The organism is Sporosarcina koreensis (assembly GCF_001531445.1).
GTDB lineage: Bacteria > Bacillota > Bacilli > Bacillales_A > Planococcaceae > Sporosarcina > Sporosarcina koreensis_C.
In genome coordinates this window covers 74535-95021 of sequence record NZ_LQYA01000123.1, presented here as the reverse complement: position 1 = coordinate 95021, position 20487 = coordinate 74535, and the positions used below count along the sequence as shown (strand labels likewise).

Genomic DNA, 20487 nt, shown 5'->3' with positions numbered 1-20487 from the left:
AGATGTGTATAAGAGACAGGCCATATACAGTCCGCAGTTTTCCATGGGACTCAACCCATGTCCGAACGGTTGCTTTCTGTCCGTATCTCATGGCCGCCTTATATTGAATAGATAAGTCAATAACAGGGGAAAGATATCCTTCGGCCTCTAGACCGGCATATGTAAACCCTAAGTCTTGAATAAGGCTTGTTCGGCCAATTTCCATCCATACTAAGTAATTGGCATGATAGACGACGCCCATCTGGTCCGTCTCCGCATACCGGATTTCTACTTCTTTTTCACTGACAAACACTATCATCACCTCTGTTGTCCATTATACAAAAGAGATCGAGATATTGCTGTTTGTGTAGCTTATTGATGGAGTTGAAAAACGTTGATTTCCGTTCCGAGCGGACGCTTTCCGCGGGCACGGCTTCAGCCGCTTCCTTCGCTGTGCTCAGTCCAGGGTCTTCAGCTCGCGCTGTTCCCGCTGGAGTCGCCGCTCTGCACTTCAATCAACTAGGAAAAAAGATTAAAAAATCATTTCAATTATTTATTTAGCGTGTGACTGAAATGTCTAGCCTCATAATATCCTTCACTTGGGCTATTCCTGGGTTTGAACCTGTTATGCTTCCCTTTATAATTGTTTCTATTTTATCGCCAATCTTGAACTCATCAGTTTTAACGCCTTCCAAACTAATAAAATCAATACGTATGCGCTAAGATCAATATGCTGTATTTCATCTTTGAGCAATTCATAATCCAAAATATTCAAATCTACTCCGATTAACAGCGTGTCATCTTCTACTTGCAGAATATACCCTTGAATCACGGTTTCGGGACTTTCAGTTTGCTCCATTTCAGATTGCAAAATCATATATTCAGCAATCTCTGTGAATTTTAAAGCGTCCGAACCTTGATCACAGCTAGACCAATGATAATCACGATCCCCACCGTTAATATATACTTTTAGATAATATTCCTTGGAGTCTTCTGACTGACATGTAGTTTTTAAATCAAGCTCACCTAAATAATTTGCCATGATCAACTTTTTAAAGACTTCTTGTTTCACAGGTGTAGATAGTTTGAAATCACTTGTTGTCCTCGTTTTGCTTGCATTGATGTGCGTAGCTTCTTTTGTTTTCGTATTTAGTTCGTTTTCCAGTTTTTCTCCGAATTTCAATTCCAACCCGAAAAGATCTTGTCGCCCCAAATTATATTCTATTGTTAAAATCTCTGCCATTCCGAAAAAGTCATCTGAGCAACCTGTGGCGATATAGGAAGTATTCGTGGGATTAACTTCCTCCAGCAAATCGCTGCATATAACGCTCGTTATTTCACCACTTCCGAAGTTATCACGTGATGAATCATAGGTCACTTTTACAGTATCTTCTTTATAATTCAGGTCTGTAACGATTGGATCCCCTTCAATTGTATAGTGGACAATTCGTAATTCAGATGAAATACCATTCTGCAAATTATGATAGAAGTTCTGCATTCTTTCCAATCCTTCAATACTTCCATGGGTATTTACGACGTCAACATTTTTTACATCCTTCACAGACGGATTGTCATTATCATTACTTGTTTTTGTGGAAAACTTCTTTATCAATTGGATTTTTTTCTTCAACACTCGCATTGCAGGAGGTTAGGATGAAAAGAAATGTCAATAACAAAATTGAGCAAACCATTTTCTTCATCAAGCTTCCACATCCAATCTAGTCATACCAAGAGTGTGCTACATTTACATGAAAAATCATCAATGATTTCTACAACTTCAATTTCTCCATTAATCAATAGCTCAGGAAGTTCATTGTTCACATTGCCCTTCCAATACTCTTTCGCTTGGGAAATTTTTTGAACGAAAGGCACACCATCTTCTTTTGGCAGAAGGTTAGCATCTCCCTCAAAATAAGATCCTTTCACTCGTAATTTGACAATCTGTAAAACCTTTCGATTATAGGACTCAAAAAATTGTTTCCACTTCAATGCGTCTTCATATGTTTTCGCCGCGTATAAGCACGACAGTCTTGAAGGATAATCAGGATACTCTTGTAATCTCACCATTTCGGTTAGTGCTTCTCGAATCGCTCTGATCGTTTGTCCCATATACCTGCTTACTACTTCGGCATCTTCTTTTTTCAAATTCAAGCCGTCACTTGTATATTGGCCTTGTAAGATCTGTAAAGAATCCTCTCCTTTAGAATTTATTTGTTCCTTTTCAAAAAAGAAGCGATACAAAGTGTTGTGTTGACCGTCGTCAAAGTGGATGATCTGTCCGAGTTCCATTTTCTTATTTGTGACGAGATGGTATGCAAAGAGATCGTTATTTTTCATCTTTTGTCCCTGTCTGTACCGATACCGCAACTCCCTCTACACGATTCAAAGTACTTCTTACAAACGCATCAAATTCTTCCTCTTCCTCAAAAAACGGATAATGGTTACTATGTAGGAACGATGTGAAGCTGGCGTTCGGAAGGCAATCCGCGATTTCAACACCGAATTTATGCGGGCATTGCGCATCGTATATTCCTGCATATATGTAAGCAGGCAAGTTGATTTGCTTCAGATCATCTCTAACATCATACGTCTTGCAGTCCACTTTTCTGAAATATGTCAATCGATCCCCGACCGTCTTGCCGCTATTCGGCTTCTGAAAAGCCGACTCCATTTTTTCTTCCGAATGGAAAGACATCAAATTCCATTCACGGCCTAAAGCCCGTCTTTCCTCCAATGCCACACCTGCTGTATCCAGTCGATTCATGATTTCAATAATGCGTTCGAAGTTCGGGTTTTCCTTGCAATACATACTGCCAGGATCCGCACTATACTCGACGCTTGCTGCAGCGCCGCCAGCGATGATTTTCGTTAAAGATTCTTCTCTCATCACAGCATACACAAGAGCTAACATGCCTCCTGTCGAATGGCCTGCAAAGCCCCACTTCGGTATTTGGAGCGCTTCTCGTATCGCCTCCAAATCCAGCACGGATTCTTTCATACTATATTGCTCTTCTGATTGCGCGCCTTCCGATTTCCCTGCTCCTCGCAAGTTGATGAGGTAGACATGATAATGCTCAGTGAACGGATTTGCGAACGCATTCCCCCGGTCATCGTATTCGCTGTATAGATGAGTGACGGCTAACGGCTCGCCTTCCCCTTTTTCAAAAACCTCAAAAGTCCCTCGCGCTGTGTTAATCAAACGTTGTACCCACATATCAAAGACCCCCATATTTCGATATTTTCTAACTATCGTTAATTATAACGCTATTAATTTTGAAAAGAAACATAGAAAGGGCTAAGCAGTTTGGTTGCTTAGCTCTTGTTGGATACAGTTGGTGAGTCAGTTCAGCACATCGAACATTTCCTCCATCTTCAATTGTCCGATGTCCCCTTCTTTCCGCTTTCGGACAGAAACCAATTGCTTTTCAACTTCCTGATCGCCAACAATCATCATATAAGGGACTTTCTGCTTTTCCGACTCCCTAATTTTCAACCCCATTTTTTCAGCTCGATCATCCACTTTCACACGATATCCTTTTGCAACAAGCTCTTTCCCCACTTCTTCAGCGTAAGATATATGCTTATCGGCAATCGGTATGATTCTTACTTGTTCCGGTGCGAGCCACAACGGAAATTCTCCCGCATAATGCTCAACGAGAATGGCAAGGAATCTCTCGACTGAACCGAAAATCGCTCGATGGATAATGATTGGAAATTTAAGCTCATTCTCTTCATTAATGTACCGGCAATTGAATTTCTCGGGCATTTGGAAGTCCAATTGAACTGTGCCGCATTGCCAGCTCCGCCCTAACGAATCCAAAATGTGAAAATCAATTTTCGGGCCATAAAACGCGCCGTCCCCTTCGTTAATGCGATAGGCCATTCCTCTTTGTTTCAACACTTCTTCCAATGATTGCTCCGCTTCATTCCATAAATCGACGGACCCCATATAATTTTCGGGCCTTGTCGATAATTCGACTTCATAGCTGAAACCGAATTCCGAATAAATATCGTCAATCAAATCCAATACATGATCGACTTCCCGCTTAATTTGATCTTTCCGAACGAATAGATGCGCATCATCTTGTGTAAATGCACGAACACGCAATAGTCCATTCAATGAGCCGGATAATTCATGACGATGCACTAAACCTAATTCCGCATAACGGATCGGCAACTCCCGGTAACTTCTCCGTTTATGATTAAAGATCAGCATCGCCCCCGGACAATTCATCGGTTTCAATGCATATTGCTGTTCATCCACATCGGAAAAGTACATATTTTCATGATAGTGATCCCAATGTCCAGATTGCTCCCATAGCTCCTGCTTCATCATAATCGGCGTCTTAATCTCATCATAGCCCGCTTCCTGATGCTTCCGTTTCCAAAACTGCTCCAACTCGTTCCTGACAATCATCCCTTTCGGCAAATAAAACGGCATGCCTGGCGCTTCCTCTGACGACATGAACAATTCAAGCTCCTGACCCAATTTACGATGATTCCTTTTTTCGATATCCAGTTGTACTGACATTGTAATTCCTCCTATGTTGTATATAAAATAAAAAACCGCATTCCTCCCTAGTAAAGGGACGAATGCGGTCGTGGTACCACCCTGATTCCGCCATGTGTAAAAAACGTGGCGCTCAATTGATAACGGTCTCCCGATCATAGTTTCCTGCAAAGTGCAGTCCCCTATGATAGCTTAAAGGTGGTAAATCAATTTTCCGCTACAGAACTTCCAGCCATGGTCCTGTTCTCTGGTAAAGCTTCCGAAATGATTCATGTCCTTCTCAACGCTTCGTATAAAATTAAAAAAGACCGCATTCTTCCCCAATAAAGGGACGAATGCGGTCGTGGTACCACCCTGATTTCGCCATACGTAAAAACACGGCGCTCAATCGATAACGGTCTCCCGATCATAGTTTCCTGCTTGGCGCAGTCCTCTACAATGCTCAAAGGTGGTAAAACATCTTTTCCGCTACAGGACTTCCAGCCATGGTCCTGTTCTCTGGCAAAGCTTTCAAAATGATTCATGTCCTTCTCAACGCTTGTTTATAGATAATTAATTGTATTGTATTATATGTGACAGCTTTTGCTATGTCAATAGAAAATGACTAATATCTTAGACCTCTCCCGCTTTCAGCGATTGCATGCGCTAGTCGGATCGTTGACACCGCCAATTCCGCGTAAGTCACTTCGCGATCAGGATTAAACCGGTTTTGCTCCGCTTTTACTAAGCCAATCGAGTTTGCCATTGCTACATAACCAATATTCGGAGATTGGATCTTATCGGCATCTTCAAAATCAGCCTTATAGATACTGCTATCCTTTGCTGCCTGCTCTAAACCTAATACGCGGATCATCCATACCGAAAGTTCTTCTCTTGTCACCGGTTCATCGACATCAAAGTTCTGACTATCCGCTTTTAGAATACCCAATTCAACCGCACGTTCAATTTCCTGATATAGTGTATGTTTAGTATCTATATTATCAAACGTCTGGTTCATGTTTGGCTGTCCCGGGTAATAACCGCCACGATAGAAATAGGTGAGTGAGCTCATAATGACTTTCAATGCTTCCCCTTTTGAAATAGCAGCATCAGGATTAAAGCTTTTACCTTCTTTTATATCTAATACTCTGGCGTTAATAAGATAATTGAGCTCCTCTTCTGCCCAAGGATGTGAAATGGTAATTGAATCTTTGCCGTTAAAGAGGTTATTCCATTCCCCTGTATGCGCATTCACATACCCATGTGGTTCCTCGTTAAAAACAGGTACATAAACGAGATCATAATGATTTTCCTTTTCATTTTTAGAATGCTTCATATACGTAAGATTAAGGTCAAGTGCTTCTTCAAAAATCGCCTTAACCTCTTCCGTGGAAATCACGTCATCGCTTGGTGGCCAATTTTCCATCTCTTGGTAATCGACATTTAAGCTATTTAAAGAACCGTCAGACGCTATTCCTATACTGATCTGATCGCCATTGACGATAATTCCATTTACGACTCTTGGGAATGAGAACTGATACGAACCTACTCGTTCGTCAACATAAGGTTCTCCTACTGGCATTGCATAGTTATGCAAATAGGAAGGGACCCATTCCTTTAGCAATTTCACAGCTTGGCTGAGTGCTTCCTGTTGAGAAAGGCTATTTTCTTTTTTAGAATCCTCTCCATACTTCATCAGCAAGTGATCCTTCATATTGTGATAGTTGATAATTTCGCCTGTACTTTTATTAATTTCTAAACTTGAACCACTTCCGCCAGTTCTATACCGATACATATATTGGACAGAAATAACGGGCATTCCATTATAGTTTTCTATTTCCTGAATTGACTCGATATTTAATTTTATTTTATCAGAATCAATCGCTAGAAATTGTTCGGCAATCTTTTTCGCTTCTTCTACAGTAATCCCATCCTGTTTTGCTGGAAGTGGATTTACTGTAACCTTTTCAATTTTTGTTTCACCTGGAATGTCCGATGTAAAACCATTTGCAGTCAACCACTTCCCTGTAGACGCTTCAATGCCGTGAAATTTTGCCGTTGGCCGGTAGACGAGCTCTACACTGCGATCGCCCGTTTGGTAATCATAGTTAACTTGATAATTTAATTCAACAGATAGATTTTCTTTCACTTTCTTTACCATTTCATACTTATCTTTGATTTGTGTGACGTCCTCATAAGTGGATTTTGTAGATTGTGGGGACATCTTGTAAAAACTAACGATTTCACCATTCCCCAAAACAGATACTTGCATTATTTGATCCGCAATGGAGACTTGGTTTTCTGTACGCGCAAAAGTAAATGAGTAACGAATCGGCTCAGTTAAAATCTGTTGAGGATAATAGTTGAACGTGTTCGTTTCTAGTTGATAGTCTTTTCCATCTAGAAATTCCTTCATAAAATTTCCCGCTATTTTCTTTGCTTCTTCTTTTGAAACTTTAGGAGGGAACAAAGCATCTGTCACATTAGGCGGTTGATAGGAAAAATTCTCGATATCCAGTTCTTCTCCAACAAATCCTATATTGCCGTAAATCTGCTTTCCATTAATGGTCTTTGTAAAAACTAGATCATGCCGGACTGTTTCATCTTCCGGGAACATATGTCCACTGCTCACATGAAAATCATTATTCGTCAAAAAGTCAAATTGGTGAGGGAATATTTCCCTAAACTTTTTGATCAGCTCATCTTTCGAGATTTCAACATCTGTGGAAGCGACTTGAATCCGTACTTTTTCTGGTTGTCCAATTTCTGTAGTTGAAGCATTTGCAACCGAAGAAAACATGCCGAAAGACAAAACAGATGAAGATAAAATCATACCTACTTTTTTTAACTTTGCCAAAATACCCCTCCTAAGTTCATTTCCTATTTAATTTATCTCTCTCTCTTTTAAATTACAAAATATATAAATTATTTAATAATTATGCATATTATATCTGTTTAATACTATTATGTACAGTAAAATTTTGTATTTTTATTATGACATGAAAAAGCCGCATTCCTCCAATCAAGGGATGAATGCGGGCGTGATGCTAACAGGTGGTTAATCATCCTCTATCGTTTATCGGTTAATAATATTGTAGACCTCTCCCGCTTTCGGCGATTGCATGCGCTAGTCGGATCGTCGATACCGCCAACTCCGCATACGTCACTTCGCGATCAGGGTTGAACCGGTTTTGCTCTGCTTGCACTAAGCCCATCGAGTTCGCCATCGCTACGTAGCCTACGTTTGCAGTTTTTATCTTATCAGCATCTTCAAAGCCTAACGTAAAGATGCTGCTATCTTTTGCAGCTTTCTCAAGCCCCATGACGCGGATCATCCAAACCGAAAGCTCTTCCCTTGTAATTGGTGCATCGGCATCAAAGTTCTTAGTATCCGCTTTGATGATGCCTGCTTCAACCGCTCGTTCGATCACCTGATATAACGGATGTTTAGGGTCGATATTTTCAAACGTCTGGTACGTGTTTTCTTGACCGTAGTAATAGCTGCCATGATAGAAATAGGTTAGTGAATTCATGAGCATTTTCAATGCTTCCCCTTTTGAAATCGCAGCATCAGAGTTAAAGCTCGTAGCATCTTTTACATCCAACACGTTGGCATTGATAAGATAATTAAGTTCTTCTTCCGCCCAAGGATGTGTTACGGCAATTGAATCTTTCCCGTTATATAAGTTATTCCATTCCCCTGTATGGGCATTGACATAACTATAGGGGTCCTCATTGAATACAGGTACATACACGAGATCATAATGATTTTCCTTTTCATTTTTAGCGTGTTTCATATACGTAAGTTTTAGAGTAAGCGCCTCTTCCAAAACCTTTTTTGCCTCTTTCTCGGAAATGACATTGTCGCTTGATGGCCAATTTTCCATCTCTTGATAATTAACATTTAGGCTGTTTAATGAACCATTAGCCGCTATCTCTACACTGATTTGATCTCCCATCACGACAATATCATTCATAATCCTGGGGAATGTGAAGGAATAAGAACCCGTTCTTTCATTACGATAAGGTTCTCCTATCGGCATTGCATACGAATGCAAATTGGAAGGAGCCCATTCTTTTAGAAACTTCACTGCTTCATTGAGTGCTTCCTGTTGGGAAAGGGCGTCCTTTTTTGTTGTTTCCTCCCCCATTTCCATTAGCAGATGATCTTTCATACTATAAAAGTTGACAATTTCACCCGTGTTTTTATTAATTTCCAAACTCGATCCTGTTCCGCCGCCTGCATGTTGATACATATATTGAACGTATATAACAGGCACTCCATTGTAGTTCTCCATTTCTTGGATCGACTCGATTTTCAATTTTACTTTCTCAGAATCAATGGCAAGAAATTGTTCAGCAATCTTCTTTGCGTCCTCTACAGTAATCCCGTCTTGTTTCGCTGGAAGAGGCTTCGATGAAATCGCTTCAATTTTTGTTTTCAATGGAAAATCTGTTGCAAAGCCATCTACCGTCATCCATTTTCCTGATGCAGCCTCAACGCCTTGCAGTTTTGCCGTTGGTCGATAGACGAGTTCTGCACTCCGGTCTCCCGTTTGGTAATCATAGTTAACTTGATAAGACAAGTCGACAGAAAGATTTGCTTTCACTTGCTTTAACATTTCATTTTTATCTTTTATTCGTGTAGGATCAGAAAAAGTAGAAGTTGCAGATTGTGGAGACATTTTGTGAAAACTAACGACTTCTCCGTTTCCTAACACTGATACTTCCATTCTTTGATCAGCAATGGTCACCTGATTATGTGTACGTGCAAATGAGAATGAGTAGCGTACCGGCTCTGTTAAGATTTGCTGCGGATAATAATTGAACGTATCCGTTTCTACTTGATAGTCTTTTCCACCAAGTGATTTTTTCATAAAATCTTCTGCTATTTTTCTTGCTTCCTCTTTTGATACTTTTGCAGGGAATAAAGCATCCTTGACGTTAGGAGGCTGATAAGAAAAGTATTCTATATCTAGATCCTCCCCGACAAAACCAATACTCCCATACACCCGCTTTCCATTAACAGTTTTGGTGAAATTTAGATCATGCCGCACCGTTTCGTCCTCAGGATACATATGCGCACTGCTCATATGAAAGTCATTGTTCGTTAGGTAATCAAACCGATCGGGGAACATCTTTTTAAACTTCTTGATCAATTCATCTTTCGAGATGATCGTATCAGTGGAAGCAACTTGGATCCGCACTTTTTCTGGTTGTCCATGCTCTGCAGTTGAAGCATGGGCAATCGATGAAAACATACCGAAGGATAAAACAGAAGAAGTGACAATCATACCTATTTTTTCCAAGCCCGCCAAAATAACCCTCCTAGATTACACATCTTTTGTGTTTGATAGCCATCTTTAGATTGTATGATTGTCCAGTCGAGAAAAGAACGTGATGGACAATATCGCCAAAATGAAAAAGGCGCCCGATTTAATCGGACGCCTTTGATATGCTTATTAGTTATTTTTCATTTTATCACGAAGAACCATTTGAAGGATTCCGCCGTGACGGTAGTAGTCGATTTCAACTTCGGAGTCGAAACGTGCTAATACGTCGAACTCTTTAACAGAGCCGTCTTTTGCAGTTGCTGTCACTTTCAGGATGTCGCGTGGTTTTACGCCTTCCGCGATGTTTACGCTGATTTCTTCTTCGCCAGTAAGGCCAAGAGATTCAGCACTGTCCCCATTCATGAATTGAAGAGGAAGAACACCCATCATGACAAGGTTGGAACGGTGGATACGCTCGTAGCTTTCCGCGATGACTGTTTTGATACCTAATAATGAAGTACCTTTTGCAGCCCAGTCACGTGAAGATCCCATACCGTAATCTTTACCAGCAAGGATTGCAAGGCCAGTTCCATCCTCCTGATAACGCATTGCTGCGTCATAGATCGGGCAGATTTCTTTCGTCGGCCAGTACGTTGTGAACCCGCCTTCTGTGCCTTTTGCAATTTGGTTACGGATACGGATATTCGCGAATGTACCGCGCATCATAACTTCATGGTTACCGCGACGGGAACCGTATGAGTTGAAGTAACGTGGCTCTACGCCATGTTCGCGCAAGTATTTACCAGCCGGTGTATCTTTACCGATTGCACCTGCAGGAGAAATATGGTCCGTCGTAATGGAATCACCGAATTTACCGATGACGCGAAGTCCGCCAAGCGCTTCGATATCAGCAGGCTCTTTTGAAAGCCCTTCGAAGAACGGCGGGTTTTGGATGTATGTCGAGTTTTCATCGAAATCATACAATGAATCGTCTGTCGTTTCGATTGCATTCCACGCTTCGTTTTCAGTGAATACGCGAGCATATTCTTTACGGAATAGATCAGGCGTTACTGTCGCTTTTACAACTTCCTTCACTTCTTCCGAAGATGGCCAGATGTCTTTGAAGTATACATCCGTACCGTCTTTCGCTTTGCCGATTGGATCTTTTTCGAAGTCGATATCGACAGTTCCAGCTAGTGCATAAGCGACAACTAGTGGCGGTGAAGCCAAGTAGTTCGCTTTTACAAGTGGGTGGATACGTCCTTCGAAGTTACGGTTACCGGAAAGTACGGAAGAAACTAATAGGTCGTTTTCTGTAATCGTTTTTTCGATTTCAGGAAGAAGCGGACCAGAGTTTCCGATACATGTCGTACAACCGTAACCGACTGTGTTGAATCCGATTTGATCCAAGTATTTTGAGAGACCGGAGTCTTCCAAATAGCCTGTAACGACTTTCGAGCCTGGTGCAAGTGATGTTTTCACGTATGCAGGAGGTGTAAGTCCTTTTTCAACAGCCTTCTTCGCAACAAGTCCAGCGCCTAACATAACGTAAGGGTTGGAAGTGTTTGTACAAGAAGTGATTGCTGCGATTGCTAGGTCTCCTGTTTTCATACCGACAGTACGACCGTCCGCGAACTCGACAGTACCTTGCTTTTCGAATTCCTTCGGAGTTAGACCGAAGCCTTGGTTTCCTTCAGGAGCTACAACGGAATCCTTGAAAGAACGTTGTAGTTCTGTAAGCGGGATCATATCTTGCGGACGCTTAGGGCCAGCTAGATTCGCTTCAATTTTAGTTAGATCGATTTCGATCACTTCTGTGTAAGTAGGATCTTCATTATCTGGTGTGAAGAACATATCGTTCTTTTCAAGATATTTCTTTACGACTTGGATATGATCTTCTTCACGGCCTGTCAAACGCATATAATCAAGTGATTCTTCGTCGACTGGGAAGAATCCGCAAGTCGCGCCGTATTCAGGTGCCATGTTAGCAATTGTCGCGCGGTCTGCAAGTGGTAATTTCGATACGCCAGGTCCGAAGAACTCGACGAATTTACCGACAACGCCGTGTGCACGGAGTGTTTGTGTCACTTTAAGCGCAAGGTCAGTTGCTGTCGTTCCGTTTGGAAGTTCGCCAACTAGTTTTACACCGATAACTTCAGGGATCGGGAAGTAAGAAGGCTGTCCAAGCATTCCTGCTTCAGCTTCAATTCCACCTACACCCCATCCAAGAACACCGATCCCGTTGATCATTGTTGTATGGGAGTCAGTACCGACAAGCGTATCTGGATATGTTTCGAATGTACCGTCTTCGTTCTCCACTTCATGGACAACGCTCGCAAGGTACTCAAGGTTCACTTGGTGAACGATACCTGTTGCAGGAGGCACAGCACGATAGTTATCATACGCTTTTTGAGCCCAGCTCAGGAATTGGTAGCGCTCAGCGTTACGTTCGAATTCCAGTTCCATGTTCAGGCGAAGTGCATCCTCAGAACCGTAGCGGTCAACTTGTACCGAGTGGTCGATGACGAGGTCAACCGGAATTTCAGGGTTGATTTTGTTTGGATCTCCGCCCATTTCAGCCATAGCTGAACGAAGGGATGCAAGGTCAACGACAACTGGAACTCCAGTGAAGTCTTGCAGGATAACACGGGAAGGTTTGAAAGGAACTTCAGCGTCCTTATCTGCATCCTTGCCCCATTTTGCCAAGTTTTCAACGTGTTCGTCTTTGATCACATAACCGTCATGTTGGCGCAAGACGGATTCAAGTAGCACTTTTACTGAATAAGGCAGTTTGGAAATATTCGCAATGCCGGCTTCTTCGAGGGCTTTTAGACGATAGTAGTTATATGTCTTGCCATTCAACTCGAATGATTGGCGGCTATTGTGTAAATTGCTTTTTGCCATTGTAATTCCTCCTTTATTGAAAAGGTTGTGTGTAAGCGTTTCTCCTCCATCATAGTACAGCTAAGTTCATAAGTAAAATACATAAAAATTATAGTCTTTCATAAGAAAACATGATGACCGTATGTATGAAGGCATAAAGAATCCGCTCACTGTCAAGTATATTCTGAAAAACATGTTCATGCAAAGTTTTGGATTCATATGATAGAGTTCTACTGAATTTTTTCTATATTTGTGGCATGATGGAAGGGAAGATTAGCTAAAGGGAGTGAGGTTATTGAAAAAGGCATTATTAGTAATTGATTACACATATGATTTTGTTGCGGAGGATGGCGCATTGACGTGCGGTCAACACGGTATCGACCTGGAAACGTATATTGTCGACTTGACAAAGGAATTTTTAGCTGAAGGGAATCTCGTCATCATGCCCGTCGATCTTCACGAAAAAAATGATCCATTTCATCCTGAAACGAAACTTTTCCCCCCCCATAATATTAAAGGCACTGCAGGGCGGGATCCGTATGGTTCGTTGCACACTTTGTACGCGGAGAATAAAGATCAAATCATTTGGATGGATAAAACGCGTTTTAGCGCATTTGCAGGAACCGATCTTGAATTGCAACTGCGGGCACGCGGGATAACTGAATTGCACCTTGTCGGGGTTTGTACCGATATATGTATTCTTCATACATCGGTCGATGCCTATAATCGAGGCTTTGACATCGTTGTCCATGAAAAAGGTGTAGCCAGCTTTGATCCTGCGGGCCATGAATGGGCGCTTCGACATTTTGAAAAGACGTTAGGAGCAAAAGTCATCCACTAATGCATTATCTTTTTTAGTGATTCCATTGCGATAGATGTTTAATGTATGGAATTAACGGATATTCAAATACTACATAAGCAATTATGAATCACTAAAAAGGAGATGGAGCAAATGAGCTTTATTTGGTTTCTAATTATCGGTGGAGTTATCGGTTGGCTTGCAGGCCTAATTTTAGGAAAGGACATTCCAGGCGGAATCATCGGCAATATCATAGCAGGTATTATCGGTGCTTGGATTGGCGGCATGCTGCTTGGATCATGGGGTCCTAAAGTTTCGGACTTCTACATCCTTCCTGCGTTGCTCGGTGCGATTATCCTCGTGTTTATTGTGAGCTTGATTATGAAATCGATGCGTAAAGCAACATAAGAAAAGCGTAGGGCGCTCGCTAAGGGGCGACAGGCATAAGATAAAGATGCGGCGTGGCGCTTTTTGCCACAAAGCGGCTTTGACTTATGACCCCGAGCCACTAGCGCCCGGAGTCTGGACATGATTGTAAAAAAAGAGCGTCAAGAGAAAATCTCTTGACGTTCTTTTTATTCGCTTTCAAGCCTTTGGGTTTCAAATTCATTGAAGAACCATAATACGTCTTCAACGTATTTATCACTATGATTGTAATGGAAGACCGCCTTTTCAATCTCTCCGTCGGCTGCTCCGCTTTTGGACAAATAATGTGCTGCGCTGAATATCGCATCTTCAATATCAAATGGATCGGCAATTCCGTCCCCGTTTGCATCTACCCCGTACCCGCCATACTTTTGAATAACAGCAGGATCGGTCTTGTCCTTTTCTGGTATATTCCCTTTTCCAAGCCCTTCACAGCCTGGATATCCCCAGCCTACAAATGTACAGGGCATGAACTGCATATGCCCTTCAGCACCTGCTGGAGATAATAAAGGATCCATGGTTGAAAACCGGGTTTCAATCCGATGATGGGCGGCAAGAAGCGTCCAAGGAATCCCATACTCCTCTGCAGCCGCCTTATAGATCGGAATATACTCCTCTGGAATAGCCAAAGCTGTATGCCGATCTTGGAACTCCAGTAAAGTGCTTGCAGATTTTTTAATAAGCTCGGGATTTTGGATGCCTGCCCAAATGATGGCTGATAAGGTGAAGGTGGTTACAGCAACAGGGATGAGCAAAACGATCATGAGAATTTTCGTTTTGATGGATAACCCCTTTTTCTTTTTTTTCACTGCACCACCCTTTTCCGTTTAAAGTCGTTACGATTTAGGCTCTTCTTTGATGAGCGCTTTCATATCTTTCACAATTTCCTCATAAGGAACTTCTTCCGCACCACTATACGTCTTTACTGACACTCCGTCTTTATTGATCAAGCTGAATGCAGTACCGTGGGTGACTTGGTCTACGCCTTGCGTTTTGCTGACGAATGTCTTGAAAGATCCGATCGCCAAGTTTTCAATCGTTTCTTGGCTATATCCGGTCAACATTTCCCATTTGCTTTGATCGACAGGGTCGAATGCATCCAAGTACTCTTGCAAAGCCTCAGGCGTGTCATTTTTAGGATCTACGCTGAAGGATACGATTTTATAATCTTCGACACCTTCGTCCTGCAGCATTTTCTGCAAGTCTGTCATATTTGCCATCATCGGCAGACAGACAGTTTCACAGTTCGTAAAGACGAACTGGGCAATCCAGACAGTCCCCTTCAATTCGTCGAGAGAGACTTTCTCGTTATGCTGATTCGTGAATTCGAACGGGTCGATCTTATACTTATGATCCGCTTTGAATCCGCCCATTGAACACGCACTCAATAATAACATGAGTAACATGATCGATGATAGAAAAATTTTTTTACGCATATGCAGACTCCTCCACTTTCCATACTTACTTTATCATAGTGGATGCATCCATATCAAACAACCGCACAGCTCCATCGTTCTTGTCCAATCATTGACGTTTCAGTGAAGTTCATTTCACATTTAATGAAACAAGCGCATTGTGGATCGCTTCCAGTTTCGTTTCAAGACGGTGCAGCAGGTAAAAAGAAACAAAGATTGGAAATCCGATCTGCTGTATGAGCTCTAGCCATTGTTCCATAATGAAACCTCTCCTCTCTTATAAAGTGAAGGGCGTCTGCCTAGCAGAGGTTCGCAGTCTAAGTCCGCCGCATCCTGCGGCAACGACTTATGACCCCGAGCCAATCGAACGGCGAAGGGTTCGATTGGCCGTATTTCTGCGGTTTTTGCAGAAATTAAGGCATTAGTAGGGCGCCCGTAGCTGGATTACCGAATTTGAAAAGGCCCCCAGTGCGGAGCTGGGAGCCAACTACAGGTTATGCTTTTACAAGTTCGGTTACCGTCCGTTCCACAATACGTGCGCCTTTCGCCGTTTCGAGAGGAGAACCATCCACCTCAAATATACCTGAAGCGATGATTTGTTGCATTGCAGCCTCCACCTCCGAAGGTGTCAGCCCTTCTTTCGGTTCATCCACGCTAAGCGATGTCTGCTTACCTTCTGCTGTCGTGAAGTTCAATTGTAATGTTTTCGCCATTTCTCATTCCCCCTTTTCCATTAGTTCATAATGTCTGCTGTTTCCACTTTCTCCGCTCCGATGAACGGATACTCGGACAGCTGTGCCAATTGTGAAAGAGCTTCATACAGATTTTCTGCAGTTGCTCCTTCTGTCACATTGCGATAGGTTTTTGATTTGCGGATCATTTTCCCATCTTCTGTCATCCCGCCGTCGAAATACACTTTTCCGACTGCATGCCTGAATTCGATTGTCGCCATTTGCTTTCTCCCTCCTTTCATACGTTATATAGACCCGGAAAGGAAGAAAGGATACTTTGTCCGTGTATTTTTTTGCAAATGCTCTTATAATGGGAAATAGAATGGAAGAGGTGAAGACAGTTGCAAGATTTTTTTATGTGGTTCATCATTTTTTGGTGTGTCGTCCTGATCGGTCTTTTCGGAATCGGCGGCTTTTTCATGTTCCGCAAATTCCTTAAAGTGTTTCCGAAGGCAGACGGTAAATCGACGCTTGACTGGGAAGAACATTATGTGAATGAATCCATTCATCTCTGGAATGAGGAAGCAAAAGTTTTATTGAATGAACTCGTCAGCCCCGTTCCGGAATTATTCCGCGATGTAGCGAAACAGAAAATCGGCGCTAAAATCGGCCAAATCGCGTTGGAAGACCGTGCAAAAACAATAGGCTTTGATCATATTATCCGCGGTTACATCGTCGCCACTCCAAAACGCGACCATAAATTTCTACGCAGAAAATTAGACTCCATGGAAATCGATATCACACCTTACGAGCATTTGTTTGATTAACAAAAGTGGAGGTGACCGGAGTCTAGACGTGACTGAAAAAACCTCCTATTAAATTAGGAGGTTTTTTCAATGGTATTTTCCAGTTTATAATATTTTACAAGCATTCCGATGCGCCATGGGACAATCATGCCGAATGCCAATATCCAGAACATGCCGCCGAGCTCACCGACATCGATGGAGCTGCTTAATATCAATTTCGCGACAAAACGTACAATGAGCAGGCCGAATAGGATGAATAAGAAAGCTCTGGATTTTTTGACATATAACTTGTCATCCTTTTCTTCAAAATTTGTCGTTTTGATTAACACAATTGAAAATAGCATTCCGACAAAGAGCGATTCAAAAACTTGTGTCCATGGCACCCTGAATTCTTCAAATAAAAACATAAGCGCCCCTGTCGACATGAACAGTGGCGGCAAAATGATTCTTTTCGGTGAAATCGGTTTTTTCGCCGCTTTTGTCCGCACGATGAACGCTAGCGTTCCCATGAATAGGAACAATAGTGTTGAGCCTACAATCAAGTAGACAGACGGAATTTCATCGAAAATGAAATCAATAATCTCCTGAAGTTTAAGCATGACCCTTCCCCCACTCCACCAACTCATCCATCCGATGTTTCAGCTGCTCCATCGGAACGAACCTGGCAAACCTGGCAGTTTCCTTCCCTTCTTGAAACAGAAGAACGACCGGGGCTGTGAATAAGGCGAGCTGTCCCGCCATCTGAGGGACTTGTGCCGCATTCACTTTATAAAACGGAAATGGATATTCTTCTTCAAGTCCAGCCACTTGCGGATAAAGCCCTTCGCAGACGGAGCAATGATCCGTTTTCACAAACAATAATAGCTGCGGCTCACTCGCCGTGATATCCAGCCATTGTTCAAAAGATCCAATCTCTTTCATCGGCAGCACCTCCACTTCCAAAATCAATGACGCCTCCAAGCGAAATGCTCGGAGGCTCGGTTGTTCATTAAAACATTAAAACCCTTGGAAATCTCCGAATATCGGGCTTAGTAAGCTTGTTAGGAAAACAATACCGTCAAAGAACAGCAACAGTCCAAAGGCGATCATGATATAACCGCCGATTTTCATGATTAGATTGCTGTTTCTGCGAATCCAGCCAAGCCGTGTAATGAAAAACGATAAAACGAAAAACGGAATCGCGAAACCGAGTACATACATCATCATGTATAACATACTGGAACTAGGATTCGCTGCCGCCAGTCCGATGATTGCCCCGATGATCGGTCCCATGCACGGTTGCCATCCTGCAGAAAATGCAAGCCCGATCAAAGCTGTCCCTAAATAACCGGCAGGACGATTTTTGAATTGCAGCCGATGCTCTTGCATTAAAAACTTCGGTGTAAACAACCCGATGACCATAAGCCCGAACAATACGATGAAAATCGCACCAATTTGTCTGAGCAGATCTTTGTATTGTATGAAGAAATTGCCGACAAATGATGTACTAAATCCTAAAAAGACGAATACAACCGAAAAACCGAGTAAAAAGAAAAGCGTATGGAGCATACCATTCCGGTTCATCCGTTTCGAATCCGTTTTCAATTCTTCGATCGACATACCGGTGATATAAGATATGAATGCCGGATACAATGGCAGGACGCAAGGCGATATGAAACTGAGAAACCCTGCGCCAAATGCTAAAAATATATTTAAATCAGTAGCCATCATTCTCTCCCCTTCATTTTTCTCACCCCATCGTATCAAATCTGAAGGGAAAATTCGCTGATTTGAACTGTGAAATGTTTATGACAAGCAAAATCAGATGAGTCGAAGGTCCCGAAATGACCGATATCTTCTCTGGTTTGATCGATATCTGCTGGGAAATGACCGATAAGTTTTTAATTTATCATTTGTGGCCAATAAAAACCAGCTTGCTTCGCATTGTGTGATCAATGCATGCAAGCCGGTCCGTCTATCACTTATATCGCGTCATCCATAATTCCATTTTGAAGCTGGTACATCATATAATACAATCCTTTTTGCGCAAGCAATTGCTGGTGGGTTCCGCGTTCGACGATTTCGCCTTGATGGAGGACGAGAATCAGTTCCGCGTCCTGAATTGTGCTCAACCGATGGGCGATGGCAATTGTCGTACGTCCCTTCCGCATTTTCTCCAAGCTTGCTTGGATGGCAACTTCCGTTTCCGTATCGATATTTGCAGTCGCTTCATCCAGCACGAGAATTTTCGGGTTTGTCGCGATTGTCCGTGCGAATGCGACAAGTTGGCGCTGCCCGCTTGAGAAAGTCGACCCACGCTCTGTCACTTTCTGTGAATATTTATCCGGAAGTTTCTCAATGAATTCATTCGCTTGGACAAATTCGGCGGCAGCACGTACTTCTTCTGAGGACATCCCTTCGTTATGAAGACGGATATTACTTTCGATATCTCCATAGAACAGGAATGGATCCTGAAGGACTAGCCCAATCTTTTTCCGCAGTTCCGCCTTTGGCAAGTCTTTCAATGAGACTCCGTCAATAAGGATTTCTCCTTGACCATATTCATAGAACCTCATAAGGAGATTGATGATGGAGCTCTTTCCGCTTCCCGTATGACCGACCAATGCGACTGTTTCACCGGCATTTGCGGTGAAGGAAATGTTTTTCAGCACATCGTTCTTGCCGTCATAGGAAAACGTTACATTCCGGAATTCGATTGTCCCTTTTTGGATTTCCTTATGCTTTGTTTCCTGTTGCGCAGGCTCCATATCCGGGTCATCCATCAACTTGAATACGCGTGACGCCGAAACTAGCGCTTGCTGGAAGATGGACATCCGTTGCATCACTTGCTGGACCGGTTGGAATAAACGGCCGATCAACGTCGTGAATGCATAGATGACCCCTACCTCGACAGCACTGTCCAATGACATGAATCCGAAATACCCGAGGACGCAAACGATGGCGAGTGCGTAGAGCAAGTCGATGAATGGCCCTAACAGCACACTATCGAATTTGATATTCCGCATACCGGCACGATAATGACCTTCGTTGATATCATCAAACTCACTTGCCAACCGTTCTTCTTGCCTGAATGCTTGAATCATGCCCATGCCTGATAACGATTCGGCGATTTTGGCATTCAATTGGCTTAATCTCTCACGGATATCCTGATAGAAATCGGCACTGTACCGGCGGTAAACGATGATGATCGCCAAGAACAACGGCAAGAGCACCATGGAAGCAAACGATAGTTTAACATCAAGTGAAAACAGCGCGATATAGACGCCGATAATGACAAAAATCGCTTGCAGGAACGTGACAACGACGCTGACGAACATTTCCTTGATCGATTCCGTATCATTTGTCACACGCGACACGATGCTCCCGGCCGGCGTCCTGTCAAAATAACGCATTCCGAGCCCTTGGACTTTCGAGAACACATCGATCCTCATTTGTTGAATGATCTTTAGAGCGATGTCCTGAAAACGAAGCAGTTGAAAATATGACACAACGACAATGAAGATCTGCAACCCGATATAGACGAGCGCAAGCGTCATTACTTCATTTTTCGGGAAGTTATGCGGTGTCAGATAATCATCGATGAATGATTGGATGATAAGCGGGCCGACAATGCTTCCCGTTATCGTCAAAACAAGGAAGAACAAAGCAATTGAGATGCTCACCTTATGCGGAATTGCGTAGCGCATCAACCGCTTGAATACGATCCATTGGTCCTTCGCCGTCAATTTGGGCTGTTTTTCCATCTG

General features: G+C 42.6%; 20 protein-coding genes. 3 read left to right on the top strand and 17 right to left on the bottom strand.

The window, feature by feature from the left end; genetic code table 11:
- From AWV70_RS14095 to acnA, 8 genes are all read right to left on the bottom strand, one after another.
- The coding region (locus AWV70_RS14095) for an acyl-CoA thioesterase (protein WP_082713634.1) at positions 1-292 on the bottom strand (292 nt) is incomplete at its 3' end.
- 336 nt (positions 293-628) lie between these two features.
- Entirely contained in the window at positions 629-1609 is a 981-nt protein-coding gene (locus AWV70_RS14085) for a DUF4362 domain-containing protein (protein ID WP_160327664.1), read from the bottom strand.
- Positions 1610-1701: 92 nt separating this feature from the next.
- Entirely contained in the window at positions 1702-2316 is a 615-nt protein-coding gene (locus AWV70_RS14080; protein WP_060208373.1) for a DUF2441 domain-containing protein, read from the bottom strand.
- Entirely contained in the window at positions 2306-3193 is an 888-nt protein-coding gene (locus tag AWV70_RS14075) for an alpha/beta fold hydrolase (protein ID WP_060208370.1), read from the bottom strand. Before AWV70_RS14075 ends, AWV70_RS14080 begins: the two co-directional genes overlap by 11 nt.
- 126 nt (positions 3194-3319) lie before the next feature.
- Positions 3320-4510: a threonine--tRNA ligase gene (thrS, locus tag AWV70_RS14070; protein ID WP_060208366.1), complete on the bottom strand. Its 1191-nt coding sequence runs from the start codon at positions 4508-4510 to the stop codon at positions 3320-3322.
- A gap of 583 nt (positions 4511-5093) precedes the next feature.
- Positions 5094-7325: an S-layer homology domain-containing protein gene (locus tag AWV70_RS14065; protein ID WP_060208363.1), complete on the bottom strand. Its 2232-nt coding sequence runs from the start codon at positions 7323-7325 to the stop codon at positions 5094-5096.
- A 226-nt stretch (positions 7326-7551) separates the two neighbouring features.
- Entirely contained in the window at positions 7552-9786 is a 2235-nt protein-coding gene (locus AWV70_RS14060; RefSeq protein ID WP_060208360.1) for a PepSY1/2 domain-containing protein, read from the bottom strand.
- A 144-nt stretch (positions 9787-9930) separates the two neighbouring features.
- Entirely contained in the window at positions 9931-12645 is a 2715-nt protein-coding gene (acnA, locus tag AWV70_RS14055; protein WP_060208357.1) for an aconitate hydratase AcnA, read from the bottom strand.
- Positions 12646-12919: 274 nt separating this feature from the next.
- Here acnA and AWV70_RS14050 point away from each other — a divergent pair, with 274 nt between their 5' ends.
- Together AWV70_RS14050 and AWV70_RS14045 are read left to right on the top strand one after the other, a co-directional pair.
- Positions 12920-13465: a cysteine hydrolase family protein gene (locus tag AWV70_RS14050; RefSeq protein WP_060208354.1), complete on the top strand. Its 546-nt coding sequence runs from the start codon at positions 12920-12922 to the stop codon at positions 13463-13465.
- A gap of 111 nt (positions 13466-13576) precedes the next feature.
- Positions 13577-13831, top strand: a complete 255-nt coding sequence (locus AWV70_RS14045) for a GlsB/YeaQ/YmgE family stress response membrane protein (protein ID WP_060208351.1) — start codon at positions 13577-13579, stop codon at positions 13829-13831.
- A 167-nt stretch (positions 13832-13998) separates the two neighbouring features.
- Here AWV70_RS14045 and AWV70_RS14040 read toward each other — a convergent pair whose 3' ends face one another.
- The 5 genes from AWV70_RS14040 to AWV70_RS14025 form a co-directional block, all read right to left on the bottom strand.
- Positions 13999-14658, bottom strand: a complete 660-nt coding sequence (locus AWV70_RS14040) for a lytic transglycosylase domain-containing protein (RefSeq protein ID WP_235588674.1) — start codon at positions 14656-14658, stop codon at positions 13999-14001.
- A gap of 27 nt (positions 14659-14685) precedes the next feature.
- A complete protein-coding gene (locus AWV70_RS14035; protein ID WP_060208348.1) occupies positions 14686-15285 on the bottom strand; it encodes an SCO family protein in 600 nt (199 codons plus the stop codon).
- 109 nt (positions 15286-15394) lie between these two features.
- Positions 15395-15523 (bottom strand): YvrJ family protein, encoded by a 129-nt coding sequence (locus AWV70_RS22960; RefSeq protein ID WP_082713631.1) that lies wholly within the window; start codon positions 15521-15523, stop codon positions 15395-15397.
- A 235-nt stretch (positions 15524-15758) separates the two neighbouring features.
- Entirely contained in the window at positions 15759-15977 is a 219-nt protein-coding gene (locus AWV70_RS14030; RefSeq protein WP_060208345.1) for a DUF2922 domain-containing protein, read from the bottom strand.
- A gap of 20 nt (positions 15978-15997) precedes the next feature.
- Positions 15998-16216, bottom strand: coding sequence for a DUF1659 domain-containing protein (locus tag AWV70_RS14025; protein ID WP_060208343.1), 219 nt, complete (start codon positions 16214-16216; stop codon positions 15998-16000).
- A 135-nt stretch (positions 16217-16351) separates the two neighbouring features.
- On the opposite strand from AWV70_RS14025, the gene AWV70_RS14020 reads away from it, so the two are divergent.
- The gene (locus AWV70_RS14020) at positions 16352-16762 is read left to right on the top strand and encodes a DUF2621 domain-containing protein (RefSeq protein WP_060208449.1); all 411 of its coding nucleotides are present in this window, start codon (positions 16352-16354) and stop codon (positions 16760-16762) included.
- Positions 16763-16815: 53 nt separating this feature from the next.
- Here the strand turns inward: AWV70_RS14020 and AWV70_RS14015 are convergent, their stop codons facing one another.
- From AWV70_RS14015 to AWV70_RS14000, 4 genes are all read right to left on the bottom strand, one after another.
- Positions 16816-17310 (bottom strand): CcdC family protein, encoded by a 495-nt coding sequence (locus AWV70_RS14015; RefSeq protein ID WP_060208443.1) that lies wholly within the window; start codon positions 17308-17310, stop codon positions 16816-16818.
- Between the two features lie 22 nt (positions 17311-17332).
- On the bottom strand, positions 17333-17662 hold the full coding sequence (locus tag AWV70_RS14010; RefSeq protein WP_060208446.1) for a thioredoxin family protein: 330 nt from the start codon (positions 17660-17662) through the stop codon (positions 17333-17335).
- A gap of 75 nt (positions 17663-17737) precedes the next feature.
- A complete protein-coding gene (locus AWV70_RS14005) occupies positions 17738-18448 on the bottom strand; it encodes a cytochrome c biogenesis CcdA family protein (protein ID WP_060208340.1) in 711 nt (236 codons plus the stop codon).
- A 254-nt stretch (positions 18449-18702) separates the two neighbouring features.
- The gene (locus AWV70_RS14000; RefSeq protein ID WP_060208441.1) at positions 18703-20484 is read right to left on the bottom strand and encodes an ABC transporter ATP-binding protein; all 1782 of its coding nucleotides are present in this window, start codon (positions 20482-20484) and stop codon (positions 18703-18705) included.
- Positions 20485-20487 lie beyond the last annotated feature (3 nt).

What these genes read in the sequence shown, in the direction of transcription:
- AWV70_RS14080 (WP_060208373.1), bottom strand. Translation starts at nt 2,316, where the DNA reads ATGAAAAATAACGATCTCTTTGCATACCATCTCGTCACAAATAAGAAA.
- AWV70_RS14075 (WP_060208370.1), bottom strand. Translation starts at nt 3,193, where the DNA reads ATGTGGGTACAACGTTTGATTAACACAGCGCGAGGGACTTTTGAGGTT.
- thrS (WP_060208366.1), bottom strand. Translation starts at nt 4,510, where the DNA reads ATGTCAGTACAACTGGATATCGAAAAAAGGAATCATCGTAAATTGGGT.
- acnA (WP_060208357.1), bottom strand. Translation starts at nt 12,645, where the DNA reads ATGGCAAAAAGCAATTTACACAATAGCCGCCAATCATTCGAGTTGAAT.
- AWV70_RS14045 (WP_060208351.1), top strand. Translation starts at nt 13,577, where the DNA reads ATGAGCTTTATTTGGTTTCTAATTATCGGTGGAGTTATCGGTTGGCTT.
- AWV70_RS14035 (WP_060208348.1), bottom strand. Translation starts at nt 15,285, where the DNA reads ATGCGTAAAAAAATTTTTCTATCATCGATCATGTTACTCATGTTATTA.
- AWV70_RS22960 (WP_082713631.1), bottom strand. Translation starts at nt 15,523, where the DNA reads ATGGAACAATGGCTAGAGCTCATACAGCAGATCGGATTTCCAATCTTT.
- AWV70_RS14030 (WP_060208345.1), bottom strand. Translation starts at nt 15,977, where the DNA reads ATGGCGAAAACATTACAATTGAACTTCACGACAGCAGAAGGTAAGCAG.
- AWV70_RS14025 (WP_060208343.1), bottom strand. Translation starts at nt 16,216, where the DNA reads ATGGCGACAATCGAATTCAGGCATGCAGTCGGAAAAGTGTATTTCGAC.
- AWV70_RS14020 (WP_060208449.1), top strand. Translation starts at nt 16,352, where the DNA reads ATGTGGTTCATCATTTTTTGGTGTGTCGTCCTGATCGGTCTTTTCGGA.
- AWV70_RS14010 (WP_060208446.1), bottom strand. Translation starts at nt 17,662, where the DNA reads ATGAAAGAGATTGGATCTTTTGAACAATGGCTGGATATCACGGCGAGT.
- AWV70_RS14005 (WP_060208340.1), bottom strand. Translation starts at nt 18,448, where the DNA reads ATGGCTACTGATTTAAATATATTTTTAGCATTTGGCGCAGGGTTTCTC.
- AWV70_RS14000 (WP_060208441.1), bottom strand. Translation starts at nt 20,484, where the DNA reads ATGGAAAAACAGCCCAAATTGACGGCGAAGGACCAATGGATCGTATTC.